This is a genomic window from Marinobacter lipolyticus (assembly GCF_018424605.1).
GTDB classification, from domain to species: Bacteria; Pseudomonadota; Gammaproteobacteria; order Pseudomonadales; family Oleiphilaceae; genus Marinobacter; species Marinobacter lipolyticus_B.
In genome coordinates this window covers 36,993-53,237 of the sequence record NZ_QTKT01000005.1, presented here as the reverse complement: position 1 = coordinate 53,237, position 16,245 = coordinate 36,993, and the positions used below count along the sequence as shown (strand labels likewise).

Below are 16,245 nucleotides of genomic sequence, written 5' to 3'. Positions count from 1 at the left end.
TGGTTATTATTCGCGATCGCTTGCGGTGCATTCAGACGCAGACGGGTTGCTGGCACAGCGGATCTTGCTGAGCAGGCTCATCATTTTGGGATGATAGACCTTGTCGGCTCCCTCAGTGCCATCCCGCAGCTGCAGGCGGTTATCACGGAACATTTCCTGATAGCCCTGAATATCGCTGTCCGGAATGTTGATCCACTTGTCCTCAGGAATGGCCTCTTCCTGGCCCTGAATCAGATTCATGGCCTGGCCATACATGCCCCAGGCCACTTCCCGGGACTTCTGCGCGGTTTCACTGTCCAGCACGCCTTCACGGGCGATCACCTGGATGGTGAGCTGGGCCAGCGGGTAATCCACAATGCCGCCGCCGTCGCTGATGCCTTTATAGAGTTCCAGAGCCTCGTAGGCGAAGGCGGGGGCGTAAGCGGTGTCAACCGAGCCATTGTTGAACTTGCCGGCAAAATTGGTGATGTCGGAGGGCACTACGGTGGCCTTGACGTGATTAACCATGTGAATGGCATCTTTCTGGTAATCCAGGGTTGCCATCCGCTTGCCGGCGAGTTCGCCTGCGGTATCGATACTGCGATCGTTTACAAACAGGTAGCCGGCGCCCACCGGCACAATACCCAGCACCTCATAGCCGTTGTCTTTCATCAACGGCGCAGCCTTGGGCTGCGCCAGAGTGGCCAGCACGGTTTTCAGATCGTCGTAGGTCGGGATAGCCCCGACCGCACTGATGCTGCCGGTGAACCGGTTGAACGGACGGGTACGCAGATCCGTGGCCGCCACGGCATCACATTGCCCGGAGTTGAAATCGCCGACGGCAACCCCTTCATCGGTGTAGGGGCGCAGTTCGAAGTCAACGCCGTGAGCCTTCATCTCCAGCGCGTAGTCTTTAACCATATTGAACATGTCACCGTTCGCACCGATGACATCGAACACACACATCTTGACCGGTGCTGCGGAGGCGAGCGGAGCCGCCGCAACGAGTGACAAGGCAACGAGGGATTTACGGAACATAACTGACCTCCGGGTCATTCTTGTGTTTGTAAGGAATTTCATTGGTCTGTGCCGGACGACCGCTTACAGCAGATCGTCCAGGTTCATGGTTTCGACTTCCGCCGTGCTTTCCGGGCTCATTTTGCCGAAATGTCGACGGGGCGTCCGATAGCCATAGTTGGCGGTCCAGTGCTTGTCGGACGAGAACTGAAGAACCCTGCGGGCAACTTCATCCACCAGCCGGTAGTCGTCCCAGACCTCGATGGTGTTTTCGGCTTCGGCAAACCGCGCGATGACGTCGGCCAGCACATCAGGCCGGCCGAAGGTTTCCGCGGCCACGGCCTCCAGAGCCATCGAAGCGCGGAAACCGGATTTGACGGACAGCTCCGAGCTGTTTTCCAGCACTTCCCACGGATCCGGTGACAACGCAGGACGGGTGTCCGGCAGCAGCAGCCACACCAGGCTGCGGATAGCGTTCGGCAAACCACCCCACTTTTCATTGTCGAGGCAGGTGGCCGCTCGCTCGGCCTGGGGCGCAATATTGCGCGGCACGCCCGCCATGGCGCCGGAGTTGGCGTCATTCACGATGGCCTGCATGCCGGTGAGGAGGCCCAGCAGGAAGGTCAGCTCATCCTGCGGTTCAAACAGAAACGGGCATTCCAGCGGCTCGGCGGCGGGATCAAATTCGTAGGCGGCCATGGCGCGCTGGAACGCGATGTAGCGGCGCTTGGCGGTTTCAGCGTTCAGGCGCTTGGCACGCTCCCGGGCGTCTTTGGCGGCGGGAACATTGCCGGCGTAATCTTCGCGCAGATACTCCAGCTCCGCCTCCCAGGCCTGGTATTCCGAGCAGTTGGCCGCCAGCAACATCAACAGCGAACCGGTGCTGTCCGGCGCTTCGGTCACCCGTGAGAAGGAGTAAAGCAACGGGTCAATGCCCTCCCCCAGCGCACACGCCATTTCCGGGTCAGACATCTGCATGACGTAGGGAGTCGCCTCCCCTTCGGAATAATTGGAGAGCACCACACCGGTGGTGGTGTAGATCGGATTGGCCGAGCAACCGGCCAGCAGGGCCAGGGCAGTGAGGGTAAGCAGTTTGTTGCGCATGGCGACCATGCACCCGACGGGTTTAACCAGTGAAGAGATCATAATTCGCCTTGAGTTCTGCGTTGTTTTTATACGTCATGGGTGGGAGAGGTTTCCGACCCATGCACCTTCGACGGATCAAAGAATGCGGCGATTCTTGTCTGACAAAAATGGCTCGAATGCCGATCCGGTTATGCCGATCAGGCCAATGGCCGGGCAAGAAAGGAAGGTTGCGAAATTATTTTTATACAAAACAATAACTTCAGAAAAGAGTTATGTGGCGTACATTTGTACCAATAGTGAAACATTTTGGTGGGATGTTGTGTCCGATTCGGCCGCGAACTAGTCCGCCAGCCCCATCATCGCCACCACCTGGTCGGTCAGACCATCCAGGCTCAGCCCGCCGTCGGGACGATACCAGGTCACCGTCCAGCTCAGGGCGCCGGTCAGCATCCGGCGCACGACAAACGGCTCGGCCTGCAGGCGGCCTTCCTTCTGGACCGCTGTCAGTACATCCAGCCACAGCTTTTCATACACATCTCGCAGTTTCAGCACGTCCTCGCGCGCAGGCTCGGACAGGCTTCGCCACTCGAATACCAGCACCGCCATGGCCTCACCGGTCAGGCCATTAATCGATTCAAGCTCCGCCCGGATCAGCGCCCGCAGTTTGTCCCTGGGGGCATCCACCGCATCCATGGCCGCCTGCATCAGTGCGGTGTTCAGGCGAATGGTTTCAACCATCACCGCCTTGAGAATGTCTTCCTTGGTGCGGAAATGGTGAAACAGGCTGCCGGACTGTATACCCACCGCGGCTGCCAGATCCCTGACGGTGGTGCGCTCATAGCCCTTGTCCCGAAACAGGCGGGCGGCTTCTTTCAACAAACGGCCACGGGCACCGGCAGGGTCAGAAACCAGATTATCGGCGATAAGGGATCGAAGGATAGCGTCTTGAGTCACAGGCTTTTCCATACAAAGAAACAGGACCTCGATTCTACCCGCAATTTGCCTGTTTACAAACCAAGCGCTTGCTTGGTATTGTCGTTTTATCGTAAGCCAACCTCCGTCCGGGCAGCGTCATCGCTCCCCGCACGGCCAACGGTCACAGGGCACATACCATGGCAGATTCTGCAAAAACCGTTCGCATCGGCTGTTCCGCCGCGTTCTGGGGCGATACCGAGACCGCAGCGGCCCAACTGGTTCACAAGGGCAACATCGATTACCTGGTGGCGGATTATCTGGCCGAGATCACCATGTCGATCATGGCCGGCCAGAAAATGAAAGACCCGTCCCAGGGCTACGCGCGGGACTTTGTGCAAACGGTGATGGCGCCTTTGCTGGGGGATATCAAGGAAAAAGGCATACGCGTGCTGGCCAATGCCGGAGGGGTGAACCCCGTGGCCTGCCGCGACGCCCTGCAGTCGCTGTGTGACAAGGCGGGGGTGGAGCTGAACATTGCCCTGGTACTGGGCGACGATCTGCTGACGCAAAAGAAACAGCTGGCGGAAGCCGGTATTACTGAAATGACCACCGCCCAGCCAATGCCGCCGATGATGGTCAGCCTCAACGCCTACCTCGGCGCACCGGGCCTGGTCGCCGCTCTGGAGCAGGGGGCGGACATCGTCATTACCGGCCGGGTGGCAGACAGCGCTCTGGTGCTGGCGCCGCTGGTTCATGAATTCGGCTGGCGCTGGAGCGACTATGACAAGCTCGCTCAGGGCAGTCTTGCCGGGCACCTGCTCGAGTGCGGCGCCCAGTCCACCGGCGGCAACTTCACCGACTGGCAGGAAGTGGCCGAAGGCTATGCCGATATGGGCTTCCCCATCGCCGAGGTCAGCGCCGACGGTCACTTCCACATCACCAAACCCGCAGGAACCGGCGGCAAGGTAAGCCGCGGCACCGTGGCCGAACAACTGGTGTACGAAATCGGTGATCCCCGCGCTTACCTGCTGCCGGATGTCACCTGCGATTTTACCGACGTTGAACTGACGGAAACCGGCGTCGATCAGGTCAGCGTTCGCGGCGCCCGGGGACTGCCGCCGACCGACAGCTACAAGGTGTCCGGCACCTGGCCCGACGGCTTCAAATGCACGGTCACCTTCCTGCTCGCCGGCATTGACGCCAAAGCGAAGGCGCAAACCGTGGCTGATGCGATTCTCGCCAAAACCGCCCGCCTGTTCCGGGAGCGCGGCCTGCCGGATTACACCGACACCAGCGTGGAACTGCTGGGCACTGAAGCGACCTACGGCGCCCACGGCCAGCGCCAGGATTGCCGGGAAGTGGTGGTAAAAATCAGCACCGCTCACCCCAAGAAGGAGGCGCTGGTGCTGTTCTCCCGGGAAATTGCCCAGGCCGCCACCGGCATGGCGCCGGGCATTACCGGCATCGTGGGCGGCCGCCCAACCGTGTGGCCAAAGATCCGTCTGTATTCCTGCCTGGTGCCGAAATCCGCAGTAACGGTCTCGGTGGATCTGGCTGGCCACCAGGGCAGCGTCGAGGTTGAGACCACCGGCGGCTTCGACCCCTCGCAACTGGCAGAGTCGGTAGCGAATCCGGAATTGCCGGCAACCGACACCACCGCGCCCCTGATCGATCTGGCCTGGGCCCGCAGCGGCGACAAGGGCGACCATAGCAACATCGGCGTGATTGCCCGTCATCCCGAGTTCGCCCCTTATATTGAAGCGGCGCTGACCGAATCCGCCGTAGCCGACTGGATGACCCATACCCTGCACCCGGAAACCGGCAAGGTTACCCGCTGGGCCCTGCCCGGCTTCCATGCCTTCAACTTCCTGCTGGAACACAGCCTTGGTGGCGGTGGTGTCGCCAGCCTGCGGATCGACCCGCAGGGCAAGGCCTTCGCGCAGCAATTACTGGAATTCCCTGTGCCCATTGCCCGGGCCGTTCTGGAAAAAGGACAACGTTCATGAGCTACCAATCTGTTTTGCGCCCCGGCCTGTTCAGCGGGCAGACCTTCATCGTAACCGGCGGCGGCTCTGGCATTGGCCGCTGCACCGCCCACGAACTGGCCGCCCTGGGCGCCCGTGTCGCGCTGGTGGGCCGCAAGGCGGAAAAGGTTGAGGCCGTCCAAGCCGAGATCAGCGAGGACGGCGGCATCGCCACCGCCCACGTGTGCGACATTCGTGAAGAGGAATCCGTCAGGGCCACCGTGGCTGCCATTCTGGAAGCACACGGCGGCCTCAATGGTGTGGTCAATAACGCCGGCGGCCAGTTCCCCTCGCCCCTCACCGGCATCAACCAGAAAGGCTGGGAGACCGTGGTGCGCACCAACCTGACCGGTGGCTTTCTGATGGCCCGAGAAGCCTACACCCAGGCCCTGTCGAAAACCGGCGGAGCCATCGTCAATATCGTCGCGGACATGTGGGGCGGCATGCCTGGCATGGGTCACTCCGGTGCAGCCCGCGCCGGCATGGTCAACTTCACCCAGACCGCCGCGGTGGAATGGGGCACGTCCGGGGTTCGCGTCAATGCCGTGGCCCCGGGCTGGATCGCCTCCAGCGGCATGGATAACTATCCGGAACACATGAAACAGTGGATTCGCAGCCTGGGCGACAACGTACCGCTCAAACGCATGGGCACGGAAAGCGAAGTCAGTGCTGCCATCTGCTTCCTGCTGAGCCCGGGCGCCGCCTTTATCAGCGGCGACTGCCTGCGTATCGACGGCGCCGCATCCCAGGGCGGCCGGGTATGGCCCTTCCCCAAAGCCAAGAACAACGAACCGTTCAACGGTTTTCACCGCGCCACCACCCCCAAAGTGCTGGGCGACGACTGAGGAGACAGCCATGCAGGTGATCGAATCCACCGTCAGCCCCCACTCGGATGACTTTCGCGCCAACGTCGACGCGATGGAAGCCCATATCGCCACCTTCCGCGCGGTGGAGCAGAAGGTGTTGGACCTGGCAGAAGCGGCCCGCGAGAAATTCACCAAACGAGGAAAACTGCTGCCCAGGGATCGCATCAACCGCTTGCTGGACCGCGGCACCCCGTTCCTGGAACTGTGCTCGCTGGCCGGCTACAAGATGCACGACGACAAAGACGGCAGCCTGTCCGGCGGCGGCATCATTGCCGGCATAGGCACCGTCAGCGGCATCCGCTGCCTGGTCGTAGCCAGCAATAGCGCCATCAAGGGCGGCACCATCACCCCGGCGGGTCTGGACAAGACCCTGCGCCTGCAGCAGATCGCCATGGAGAACAAACTCCCAGTGGTGTCCCTGTCCGAAAGCGGCGGTGCCAACCTGAACTACGCCACGGACATTTTTGTGCAGGGGGCCCGCGGCTTCGCCAACCAGGCGAGAATGTCTGCCGCCGGCATTCCACAAGTGACGGTTGTCCACGGCAACGCCACCGCCGGCGGTGCCTACCAGCCGGGCCTATCCGACTACGTCATCGCAGTGAGGGACCAGGCCAAGATGTTCCTCGCCGGCCCGCCGCTGCTGAAAGCCGCCACCGGCGAAGTCGCCACCGACGAAGAACTGGGCGGTGCCGAAATGCACGCCCAGGTCGCTGGCACCGCCGAATACCTGGCCGAAGACGATGCCGACGGCATCCGCCAGGCCAGAAACATACTGGAAGCCCTGCCCTGGAATGAGCAGTTACCACCTAAACGGGAACTGCAGTGGGAAGAACCGCTGCATCCCGCCGACGAGCTGCTGGGTGTGATACCTGCGGATTCCAAAAAACCGTATGACGTCCGTGAAATTCTTGCCCGCATCGCCGATGGCTCGAAGTTCATGGACTTCAAGAACGAATTCGACGACCAGACCGTTTGCGGCACCATCCGCATCGAGGGTCATTCCGTCGGCATCATCGGCAACAACGGCCCGATCACCCCGGCCGGTTCGGCCAAGGCAGCCCAGTTTATCCAGCTCTGCGACCAGGCGGGCACGCCCCTGCTGTTTCTCCACAACACCACCGGTTTCATGGTGGGGACCCACTCGGAACAGAACGGCATCATCAAGCACGGCTCGAAAATGATTCAGGCCGTGGCCAATTGCCGGGTGCCAAAAGTCGCAATTGTGATCGGCGGTTCCTATGGTGCAGGTAACTACGCCATGTGCGGTCGCGGCCTGGACCCGCGATTCATCTTTGCCTGGCCCAACAGCCGCACCGCGGTCATGGGTCCCGCTCAGGCTGGCAAGGTGATGCGCATTGTGGCTGAAGACAAGCAACGCCGCAGCGGCATCGAACCGGATCCGAAGACACTGGATTTTCTGGAACAGGCTACGGCCAAGAAACTCGAAGACGGCTCCACGGCCCTGTTCGGCACCGCCCGGCTGTGGGACGACGGCCTGATCGACCCGCGGGATACGCGGAGAGTGGTGGCGCTGGTTCTGGATGTGTGCCGAGAGGCCGAGGCGCGGCAGTTGCGGCCTAATACGTTTGGGGTGGCTCGGCTTTGATTTTGGTTTGAGCTTGGGGGAGCCCGCCTCGTGGGTGTCTGGTTTGAGTGCAGGAACCGTTTGGAACGTCCTGTCCAAAAACCGCTACGAGCACATCCATGTGCGCTTCTCTCCGGCCATCCATGGCCTCCGAAATTTTTGGACAGGCCGTTCCAATCGGCTCATCCGGGCCAAGCGATAACTCCTTTGGGGAGCATGATTTTCTAGAACGTCACAACAGAACACGTTGACTGTAGGTCGGATTAGCCGCAGGCGTAATCCGACAACCAAAGCCCAGCATGATCCGCCAATCTGTCGGATTACGCCTACGGCTAATCCGACCTACAAAGGCACAAAACTTTCAGCATGCAGCATCGAATTCGCAGACTAAGCGGGTGCGGGGGCAGGCTTCCAGAAAATGTCGGAGGCCATGGATGGCCGGAGATCAAGCGCACACGGACGTGCTTGTAGCGTTTTTCTGGAAGCCTGCCCCCGCACCCGCCACCCAAGCTAACGGACCTGCACCTAAAAAGGCAGGCACGAACTAGACATCAGTAGGAGAACAAGAACATGAAATTCACCGCCGAACACGACGCCCTGAGAAAAACCGTCCGCGACTTCGTGGAAAAAGAAATCAACCCCCATTGCGATGCATGGGAAGAAGCCGGGGAGTTTCCGATTCACGACGTCTTCAAGAAACTCGGCAACCTCGGCCTGCTCGGCATTCAGAAGCCGGAAGAATACGGCGGCATGGGGCTGGATTACAGCTACAACCTGGTCGTGGCGGAAGAATTGGGCATGGCCCATTGTGGCGGTGTGCCCCTGGCCGTGGGCGTGCAGACCGACATGTGCACCCCCGCGATTGCGCGGTTCGGGTCCGATGAACTCAAACGGGATTTCCTGACACCCGCCATCGCCGGCGACATGGTCGGCTGTATCGGTGTCAGTGAAGTGGGCGCGGGTTCTGACGTCGCCGGGATGAAAACCACCGCGAAGCAGGACGGCGATGATTACGTCATCAATGGCTCCAAGATGTGGATCACCAACAGCCCCAAGGCCGACTTCATCTGCCTGCTGGCCAACACCTCCGATGACAAACCCCACAAGAACAAATCCCTGATCGTGGTGCCGATGAACTCGCCGGGTATCTCTTTCAGCCCGCATCTGAACAAGCTGGGCATGCGCTCCTCCGAAACCGCGCAGATCTTCTTTGACGACGTGCGCGTTCCCCAACGCAACCGCATCGGTGCCGAGGGAACCGGGTTCATGATGCAGATGCTGCAGTTCCAGGAAGAACGCATGTGGGGCGCCGCCAACGTGATCAAGGCGCTGGAGAACTGCATCAACATGACCATCGACTACTGCCGCGAGCGCAAGACCTTCGGCCAGCCGCTGATCGACAACCAGGTCATTCACTTCCGCCTGGCCGAGCTGCAAACCGAAGTGGAAGCCCTGCGCGCCCTGACCTATCAGGCCTGTGAACTGCACATTGAGGGCAAAGACGTCACCCGACTGGCCTCAATGGCAAAGCTGAAAGCCGGCCGCCTGGGCCGTGAGGTGACCGACAGTTGCCTGCAGTACTGGGGTGGTATGGGCTACATGTGGGACAACCCGCTGTCCCGCGCATTCCGGGACGTGCGCCTGGTGTCCATCGGCGGCGGTGCCGACGAAATCATGCTGGGCATCATCTGCAAAATGATGGGAACCCTGCCGGGCAAGCGCAAAGACTAACTTTGGCAGAAGGACTGGCAGGCAGGAGGGGCTTTCCGGGACACGCTTTAAATACGTCCCTGTACGCTCGACGGCAGCATCCCTGCTGCCGACGGTCCCGGAAAGCCCCTCCTGCCTGCCAGCCCCCGGACACTTTACGTGGAGTCTTAACATGAGCCAGCTACCACACTGCGAAACGCTGCTACTGGAAAAACAGGGCCCCGCCCTGCACGTCACCATCAACCGCCCAGACGTGCGCAACGCCATGAGCCTTCAAATGGTGGCGGAACTGTCCACCGTGTTCGCGCAGGTCGAAAACGACATGAGCATACGCGCGGTGGTGATTCGAGGTGCCGGCGGTCATTTTTGCGCCGGCGGTGACATTAAAGACATGGCCGGCGCCCGGGGTCAAAGCGCGGCCGACGGCGAGGCCGATCCGTTCTACCGCCTGAACCGGGCATTCGGCCAGATGATCCAGCAGGTCAACGAATCCGCCAAGGTCGTCATCGCCATCACCGAAGGCGCGGTGATGGGCGGCGGGTTCGGACTGGCCTGCGTCTCGGACGTCGCTTTTGCAGGGCCAACGTCAAAATTCGGCATGCCGGAAACCTCTCTTGGGGTGATTCCGGCGCAGATCGCGCCCTTTGTCGTTGAACGCATCGGCCTGACCCAGGCCCGCCGGTTGGCGCTGCTCGGGCTGAGAATCAGTGCCGAAGAAGCCTGCGCTCTTGGCATTGTTCACCAGGTGGCTGCGTCGGACGAGCATATCGACAAATTGCTGGACCAGGCTCTCGAGCGAGTTCGCTTGTGTGCCCCCAAAGCCACCGCCGAAACCAAGGCGTTGCTCCACCGCGTTGGTCATGAATCCATGGGTGGCCTGCTGGACAGCGCTGCCGAAAAATTCGCCGCCGCTATCCGAAGCGATGAAGGCGCCGAAGGCACCATGGCCTTCATGCAAAAACGTGAACCAAAGTGGGCAAGCCACTCCGAATGACAGCGGGAGCGCCTATGGCGGGGAAGCGCTTCCAGAAAATTTCGAAGGCCATGGATGGCCGAAGAGAAGCGCACACGGACGTGCTTGTAGCGGTTTTCTGGAAGCGCTTCCCCGCCATAGGTGCGGACAGGCACCATTACAAGAGATCAGCACCATGTTAAAGAAGCTCCTCATAGCCAACCGAGGCGAAATAGCCGTCCGGGTCATCCGCACCGCCAAAGCCCTCGGATATCGCACCGTAGCGGTCTACTCCGAAGCCGACGCCCGCGCCCTGCACGTGCATGAGGCCGACGAAGCCGTGTGCGTTGGCCCGGCTCAGGTCGGCGCTTCCTACCTGAACGTGGACGCCATCTCCGACGCCGCACGGAAAACCGGCGCCGACTGCATCCATCCCGGGTACGGCTTTCTCTCCGAAAACGCCGGCTTCGCCAACGCCTGTAAAGACGCCGGCCTGGTCTTCGTCGGGCCTCCTGCCGATGCCATTGACCTCATGGGCAGCAAGCGCCGCTCCAAGATCGCCATGCAACAGGCTGGCGTGCCCGTTGTGCCCGGCTACGAAGGGCCCGTCAAAGGTAACAACGCCAGTGACGACGAACTCATCGCCGCGGCAGCGGACATCGGCTACCCGCTGATGATCAAAGCCTCTGCCGGCGGCGGTGGCCGCGGCATGCGCCTGGTGCAGCAAGATGCTGAACTGGCGGACAACATCAAACGCGCCCGCTCCGAAGCCAAACAAGCCTTCGGCGACGACGAACTCATCCTCGAAAAAGCCGTCATCGAGCCCCGCCATGTGGAAATCCAGGTCTTTGCCGACCGCCACGGCAACGCCGTGTACCTTGGCGAGCGGGACTGCTCGGTGCAACGTCGCCACCAGAAAGTGGTGGAAGAAGCGCCCTCCCCGTTCGTGACGCCGGAACTGCGCCAGGCCATGGGCGAGGCGGCGGTGAAAGCCGCACTGGCCTGCGGCTACGAAGGGGCCGGCACCGTCGAGTTCCTGGTGGACAAGGATCGCAATTTCTACTTTCTGGAAATGAACACCCGCCTGCAGGTGGAACACCCGGTCACCGAGCTGATTACCGGCCAGGATCTGGTGGCCTGGCAACTGGCGGTGGCCGAAGGGCAGCCCCTGCCCCTGCAGCAGGACGAAATCCGGCTCAATGGCCACGCCATCGAAGTGCGGCTGTACGCCGAAGACCCGGCCCACGATTTCATTCCGCAAACCGGACCGCTGCTGGCCTTTGCACCCGCCGAGGGAGAGGGCCTGCGATACGACACCGGCGTGCGCTCCGGCGACGTCATCACCCCCCACTACGATCCCATGCTGGCCAAGGTCATTGCCTGGGGCCAGACGAGGGACGAGGCCCGCCGCCGGCTGATCCGCGCACTGGAAGACACCACCGTGTTCGGCGTCACCACCAACCGCTATTTCCTCAGCCGCATTATCGCCAACGATACCTTCGGTGCCGGGGAAGCCACCACCGCGTTCCTGCAACAGGCCTTTCGGGAGGATCCGTCGCTGGCGCCGTTTACCCCCGGCATCCGCGAGCTCGCCATGGCAGCCAGCATCCTCGACCATGGCAGATCGGGCCAGAGCGCCTGGAGCAACGCCCCGGCGACGATGACACCGATGAAGCTGGACACGGGCGACGGAGCTGTCCAACTGCTGGTGCGCAAGGCCGGCGATACAGTGTCTGTCAGCCATGGCGACCGGCAGTATCAACTGATGGTGCAAAGCCTTGGCGATGGCCTGTTATGCATCATCGACAACGGGGTACGTCAGCGTTGCCAATACCACCGCGACGGGGATTCCCTATATTTGCAGGCGTTCGGGCAAGCCTGGGCGGTAAGGGACATTACCCACCAGCCAGCCGCCGGCGCTAACGGTGCGGGCAGCGGCAAGGTTCAGGCCTCCATGGACGGCGCCATCATTGATGTATTGGTCTCAGCCGGTCAAACCGTCCAGCAGGGCGAGACACTGGTTATACTGGAAGCCATGAAGATGGAACACCCGGTCAAAGCAGACCGGGACGGTGTGGTCGGCGAGGTGCTGGTCACCCGCGGCGATCAGGTCAAGCGCAGCCAGTTGCTGGTGAATATCCACGCTGGCGAGGCGACGGAACAGGAGGCCAACCCATGAACAGTCTGAACAAGCGAACTGTATTTATCACCGGCGGCAGCCGGGGCATCGGCCGGGCCATTGCCCTCGCCTGCGCCAGGCAGGGGGCGAACGTGGTGATCGGCGCCAAGTCCGACACCCCGCACCCGAAACTGCCGGGCACCATTCACAGTGTGGCGGAGGAAATTCGTGACGCCGGCGGGCAGGCGCTGCCGCTGGTACTGGATGTACGGGACGAAAACCAGGTGCGGCAGCGGGTGAATGAGGCGGCCGAGCACTTCGGGGGCATTGATGCGCTGGTGAATAACGCCGGCGCCATCCGGCTGACCGGGGTGGAGAAACTCAAGGCCAGCCGCTACGACCTGATGCATCAGGTCAACGCCCGCGCGGTGTTTCTCTGCAGCCAGGCGGCCCTGCCCTGGCTGAAGGCTTCGGACAACGGTCATATCCTGAGCCTGTCACCGCCGCTGAACCTGGACACCAAATGGTTCGCGCAGTATGGCCCATACACAACCACGAAGTACGCCATGACCATGCTCAGCATGGGGATGGCGGAGGAATTCAGGCGCTACGACATTGCCGTGAACTGTTTGTGGCCGAAAACCCTGATTGCCACGGCCGCCATCGAGTTTGAAGTGGGCGGACCGCAGATGATGGCCCAGGGCCGCAAGCCGGAGATCATGGCGGATGCCGCCGTCAGCATCCTCAATCGACCGGGCACCAGCCTGACCGGGCAGGCCCTGATTGACGAAGACGTCCTGCGAGAGGACGGCGTAACCGATTTCGAACAGTACCGATTCGCCGCCGGCGACAAGCCGCTGCTACCGGACCTGTTCCTGGATTAGCCCCGGAGAAAGACGGTGTCCCGGGGCCACAACAAAACCACAACTCAAAACCCTTACGGATAGCACCATGAGTCAAGACAACGTTTCAGCCCGTGACATCGTCCGCAGCATTCCCGGCATCGTGCGCCGGTTTCCGGCCATCGCCAAAGGCTACTATTACTACTCGATCAAGAATGAAAACAAGGAACTGACCCTCGGCGTCCTGGTGGAGCGTAATGCGGAGAAATACCCCTCCCGCCCTGCCATTGCCTACGAGGATCGCAGCATCACCTGGTCCGAGTTCAATAACTGGGCCAACCGCATTGCCAACTTCCTGCTGGCCCAGGGGCTGGTCAAGGGCGATGCCATCGCGGTGTTTCTGGAGAACCGCCCGGAACTGCTCGCCGTGGTCGCCGGCGCCGCCAAGATTGGCGTGTCCTGCGCCATGCTCAACACCTCCCAGAAAGGCAAAGTGCTGGAACACAGCATCAACCTGATCAAGCCGCGCATGGTGGTGGTTGGCGAGGAGCTGACCGAGCCATTTGACGCGGTGAAAGCCGATCTGCAGACCAACCATGGCACGCCGTTTCTGTTCCTGGCGGACGCCAACACCCAGAGCATGTTCGGCGACGCACCGGAAGGCTATGTCAACATGGCAGAAAAGGTGAGCGCCTACAGTGGCACCAATCCGGTGCTGAGCAACCCGCCTAAAATGGGTGACACCGCCATTTACCTGTTCACCTCCGGCACCACCGGCCTGCCGAAGGCTGCACCCGGCAGCCATCGCAAGTTCGTGAAGGCCTACGGCGGCTTCGGGTTGATGTCCCTCGCCATGGAACCGGAAGACGTCCTGTACTGCACGCTGCCTTTGTACCACGGCACCGCGCTGTTGGTGTGCTGGGGCTCGGTGCTGGCCGGCGGCTCGTCCATCGCCCTGCGCCGCAAGTTCTCAGCCAGCGCCTTCTGGGACGATGTGCGCCGCTATAAAGCCACCACCTTCGGCTACGTCGGCGAACTCTGCCGCTACCTACTGAACCAGCCGGCCAGCGACCAGGACCGCAATCACAGCCTGACCAAAATGATCGGCAACGGCCTGCGCCCGTCCATCTGGAAAGAGTTCAAGCAACGCTTCGGCATCGAGACCGTGGCGGAGCTCTACGCCTCCAGTGAGGGCAACATCGGCTTCTCCAACTTCTTTAACATGGACAACACCGTGGGCTTTTCCACGGCGCCCTACAAACTGGTCAAGTTCCACGACGGTACCCGGGACCCGATCCGCAATCGCAAGGGTTACATGGAAGAAGTCCGCAAGGGTGAACCGGGCCTGCTGATCGGCGAGATCACCAAGAAGTGGTCGTTCGAGGGTTATACCCAGAAAGACGCCACCGAGAAATCCATCCTCCGCGATGCCTTCAAGAGAGGCGACAGCTGGTTCAATACCGGTGATGTGCTCAAGGAAATCGGCTGCGGCCACCTGCAGTTTGTCGACCGCATGGGCGACACCTTCCGCTGGAAAGGCGAAAACGTGTCGACCACCGAAGTCGAGAACATCCTCGATGGCTCCGGTATGGTGGAGGAAGCCATCGTCTACGGCGTGGAAATCCCGAAAACCAACGGCAAGGCCGGCATGGTGACGCTGGTGCCCCAGAGCAACGGCAGCGAGTTCGACATCAACAAGCTGTTCGCCTACCTGAAGGAGAACTTGCCGGCTTACGCCATTCCGGTGTTCGTCCGCGTGACACACGCCATCGAGAAAACCGGCACCTTCAAGTACCGCAAGGTGGATATCCAGAAAGCGGGCTATTCCCTCGGCAAAACTGGCGAAGAGGTTTATGCGTGGTTGCCTCGCACAGAGGGGTATACCAAGCTTGATAAGAAGCTGGTATCCGAGATTGATGCGGGGAAGGTAAGCTTCTGACTTTGGAGGGGCCTGATTCTCCCGGCCCCAGCCTGCTTATTGAGGGGGCTGCGCTGATGGGCGCCCCCTCCCAAAAACCGCTACAAGCACGTCCGTGTGCGCTTCTCTCCGGCCATCCCTGGCCTCCGAAATTTTTGGGAGGGTGCGCCCACCAGCGCATTCGGACAGCTCAGTTATGTCCCGACTTTTAGCACCACCTTCCCGGTAGCACGCCGCTCGGTCAGGGCCCCCAAAGCTTTCGCGTAGTCTTCGAACTCGAACACTTCGCTGATCTTCGGATCGATCTTGCCCTCGGCGTAGAGCTTCATCAGCTCCATCATGTTCTGGGCGCTGGCCTGCGGCTCGCGCTGGGTGAAGCTGCCCCAGAACACACCGACCACGGAACAGCCTTTCAGCAGCGTCAGGTTGGCGGGGATCTTGGGGATGTCGCCGGCGGCAAAGCCGATAATCAGATGGCGACCGTTCCAGGCCATGGCGCGCAGAGCCTGCTCGGTAAATTCACCGCCAACCGGATCGTAGATAACATCCACGCCCTTGCTCTTGGTGAGCTTTTTCACCGCCTCTTTCAGGGGCTCTTCGGTGTAGTTGATCAAGTCGTCAGCGCCCGCCGCTTTCGCGACCGCCAGCTTTTCCGCAGAACTGGCGGCTGCAATCACGTGAGCGCCCATGGCCTTGCCCAGTTCGACTGTGGCCAGACCGACGCCGCCGCTGGCCCCCAGCACCAGCAGGGTTTCACCCGGCTGGATGTTGGCGCGCTGCTTCAGGGCATAGTAGGACGTGCCGTACACCATGGAGAAGGCTGCTGCTTTTTCGTCCGGCATGGCGTCAGGAACCGGCAGCAGGTTCTGCTCCGGCGCGACGATTTCTTCAGCAAAAGCACCATAGCCGGTGAGGCCAGCAACCCGGTCACCTGGCTTGAAGCGGGTGACTTTCTCACCCACGGCAATCACTTCACCCGCCATTTCACCGCCCGGTGAAAACGGCAGCGACGGCTTCAACTGGTACTTGTTCTCGATGATTAGCGTGTCCGGGAAGTTCAGGCCGGCCGCCTTTACGCGGATTTTCACGCCGTGGCCCTTTACCTCAGGACTGGCAACCTCTTCGATCACCAGCTTATCGGCTGGACCGTACTCTTTGCAGAGGATGGCTTTCATTCAGTGACTCCATTGTTATTAGCAGAACGGAATTGGGGGAAGCGGAATTGCCGCATT

General features: G+C 61.1%; 12 protein-coding genes. 8 read left to right on the top strand and 4 right to left on the bottom strand.

Annotated elements, in window-relative coordinates; all coding sequences use genetic code 11:
- Nucleotides 1-6: 6 nt before the first annotated feature.
- From DYI22_RS08805 to DYI22_RS08795, 3 genes are all read right to left on the bottom strand, one after another.
- Nucleotides 7-1,017 (bottom strand): putative solute-binding protein, encoded by a 1,011-nt coding sequence (locus DYI22_RS08805; RefSeq protein ID WP_213477697.1) that lies wholly within the window; start codon nucleotides 1,015-1,017, stop codon nucleotides 7-9.
- Nucleotides 1,018-1,080: 63 nt separating this feature from the next.
- On the bottom strand, nucleotides 1,081-2,142 hold the full coding sequence (locus DYI22_RS08800; RefSeq protein ID WP_213477696.1) for a hypothetical protein: 1,062 nt from the start codon (nucleotides 2,140-2,142) through the stop codon (nucleotides 1,081-1,083).
- 279 nt (nucleotides 2,143-2,421) lie between these two features.
- A complete protein-coding gene (locus DYI22_RS08795; protein ID WP_213477695.1) occupies nucleotides 2,422-3,048 on the bottom strand; it encodes a TetR/AcrR family transcriptional regulator in 627 nt (208 codons plus the stop codon).
- A 146-nt stretch (nucleotides 3,049-3,194) separates the two neighbouring features.
- Between DYI22_RS08795 and DYI22_RS08790 the strand changes: the two genes are divergently transcribed.
- The 8 genes from DYI22_RS08790 to DYI22_RS08755 all read left to right on the top strand — a co-directional run bounded on the left by DYI22_RS08790 (nucleotide 3,195) and on the right by DYI22_RS08755 (nucleotide 15,034).
- Complete coding sequence (locus DYI22_RS08790) at nucleotides 3,195-5,003, top strand: acyclic terpene utilization AtuA family protein (protein ID WP_213477694.1); 1,809 nt, start codon at nucleotides 3,195-3,197, stop codon at nucleotides 5,001-5,003.
- The gene (locus DYI22_RS08785; protein WP_213477693.1) at nucleotides 5,000-5,866 is read left to right on the top strand and encodes an SDR family oxidoreductase; all 867 of its coding nucleotides are present in this window, start codon (nucleotides 5,000-5,002) and stop codon (nucleotides 5,864-5,866) included. The genes DYI22_RS08790 and DYI22_RS08785 overlap by 4 nt, the downstream gene beginning before the upstream one ends.
- A 10-nt stretch (nucleotides 5,867-5,876) precedes the next feature.
- Nucleotides 5,877-7,493: an acyl-CoA carboxylase subunit beta gene (locus DYI22_RS08780; RefSeq protein ID WP_213477692.1), complete on the top strand. Its 1,617-nt coding sequence runs from the start codon at nucleotides 5,877-5,879 to the stop codon at nucleotides 7,491-7,493.
- A 549-nt stretch (nucleotides 7,494-8,042) separates the two neighbouring features.
- A complete protein-coding gene (locus tag DYI22_RS08775) occupies nucleotides 8,043-9,203 on the top strand; it encodes an acyl-CoA dehydrogenase family protein (RefSeq protein WP_213477691.1) in 1,161 nt (386 codons plus the stop codon).
- Nucleotides 9,204-9,354: 151 nt separating this feature from the next.
- The gene (locus DYI22_RS08770; RefSeq protein ID WP_213477690.1) at nucleotides 9,355-10,176 is read left to right on the top strand and encodes an enoyl-CoA hydratase/isomerase family protein; all 822 of its coding nucleotides are present in this window, start codon (nucleotides 9,355-9,357) and stop codon (nucleotides 10,174-10,176) included.
- 154 nt (nucleotides 10,177-10,330) lie between these two features.
- Nucleotides 10,331-12,313, top strand: a complete 1,983-nt coding sequence (locus DYI22_RS08765; RefSeq protein WP_213477689.1) for an acetyl/propionyl/methylcrotonyl-CoA carboxylase subunit alpha — start codon at nucleotides 10,331-10,333, stop codon at nucleotides 12,311-12,313.
- Nucleotides 12,310-13,137, top strand: coding sequence for an SDR family oxidoreductase (locus tag DYI22_RS08760; protein ID WP_213477688.1), 828 nt, complete (start codon nucleotides 12,310-12,312; stop codon nucleotides 13,135-13,137). Before DYI22_RS08765 ends, DYI22_RS08760 begins: the two co-directional genes overlap by 4 nt.
- Nucleotides 13,138-13,204: 67 nt before the next feature.
- Nucleotides 13,205-15,034 (top strand): long-chain-acyl-CoA synthetase, encoded by a 1,830-nt coding sequence (locus DYI22_RS08755; RefSeq protein WP_213477687.1) that lies wholly within the window; start codon nucleotides 13,205-13,207, stop codon nucleotides 15,032-15,034.
- Between the two features lie 173 nt (nucleotides 15,035-15,207).
- Here DYI22_RS08755 and DYI22_RS08750 read toward each other — a convergent pair whose 3' ends face one another.
- On the bottom strand, nucleotides 15,208-16,188 hold the full coding sequence (locus tag DYI22_RS08750) for an NADPH:quinone oxidoreductase family protein (protein ID WP_213477686.1): 981 nt from the start codon (nucleotides 16,186-16,188) through the stop codon (nucleotides 15,208-15,210).
- Between the last annotated feature and the right edge of the window lie 57 nt (nucleotides 16,189-16,245).

What these genes read in the sequence shown, in the direction of transcription:
- DYI22_RS08800 (WP_213477696.1), bottom strand. Translation starts at nt 2,142, where the DNA reads ATGATCTCTTCACTGGTTAAACCCGTCGGGTGCATGGTCGCCATGCGC.
- DYI22_RS08770 (WP_213477690.1), top strand. Translation starts at nt 9,355, where the DNA reads ATGAGCCAGCTACCACACTGCGAAACGCTGCTACTGGAAAAACAGGGC.
- DYI22_RS08780 (WP_213477692.1), top strand. Translation starts at nt 5,877, where the DNA reads ATGCAGGTGATCGAATCCACCGTCAGCCCCCACTCGGATGACTTTCGC.
- DYI22_RS08785 (WP_213477693.1), top strand. Translation starts at nt 5,000, where the DNA reads ATGAGCTACCAATCTGTTTTGCGCCCCGGCCTGTTCAGCGGGCAGACC.
- DYI22_RS08755 (WP_213477687.1), top strand. Translation starts at nt 13,205, where the DNA reads ATGAGTCAAGACAACGTTTCAGCCCGTGACATCGTCCGCAGCATTCCC.
- DYI22_RS08805 (WP_213477697.1), bottom strand. Translation starts at nt 1,017, where the DNA reads ATGTTCCGTAAATCCCTCGTTGCCTTGTCACTCGTTGCGGCGGCTCCG.
- DYI22_RS08750 (WP_213477686.1), bottom strand. Translation starts at nt 16,188, where the DNA reads ATGAAAGCCATCCTCTGCAAAGAGTACGGTCCAGCCGATAAGCTGGTG.
- DYI22_RS08760 (WP_213477688.1), top strand. Translation starts at nt 12,310, where the DNA reads ATGAACAGTCTGAACAAGCGAACTGTATTTATCACCGGCGGCAGCCGG.
- DYI22_RS08775 (WP_213477691.1), top strand. Translation starts at nt 8,043, where the DNA reads ATGAAATTCACCGCCGAACACGACGCCCTGAGAAAAACCGTCCGCGAC.
- DYI22_RS08765 (WP_213477689.1), top strand. Translation starts at nt 10,331, where the DNA reads ATGTTAAAGAAGCTCCTCATAGCCAACCGAGGCGAAATAGCCGTCCGG.
- DYI22_RS08795 (WP_213477695.1), bottom strand. Translation starts at nt 3,048, where the DNA reads ATGGAAAAGCCTGTGACTCAAGACGCTATCCTTCGATCCCTTATCGCC.
- DYI22_RS08790 (WP_213477694.1), top strand. Translation starts at nt 3,195, where the DNA reads ATGGCAGATTCTGCAAAAACCGTTCGCATCGGCTGTTCCGCCGCGTTC.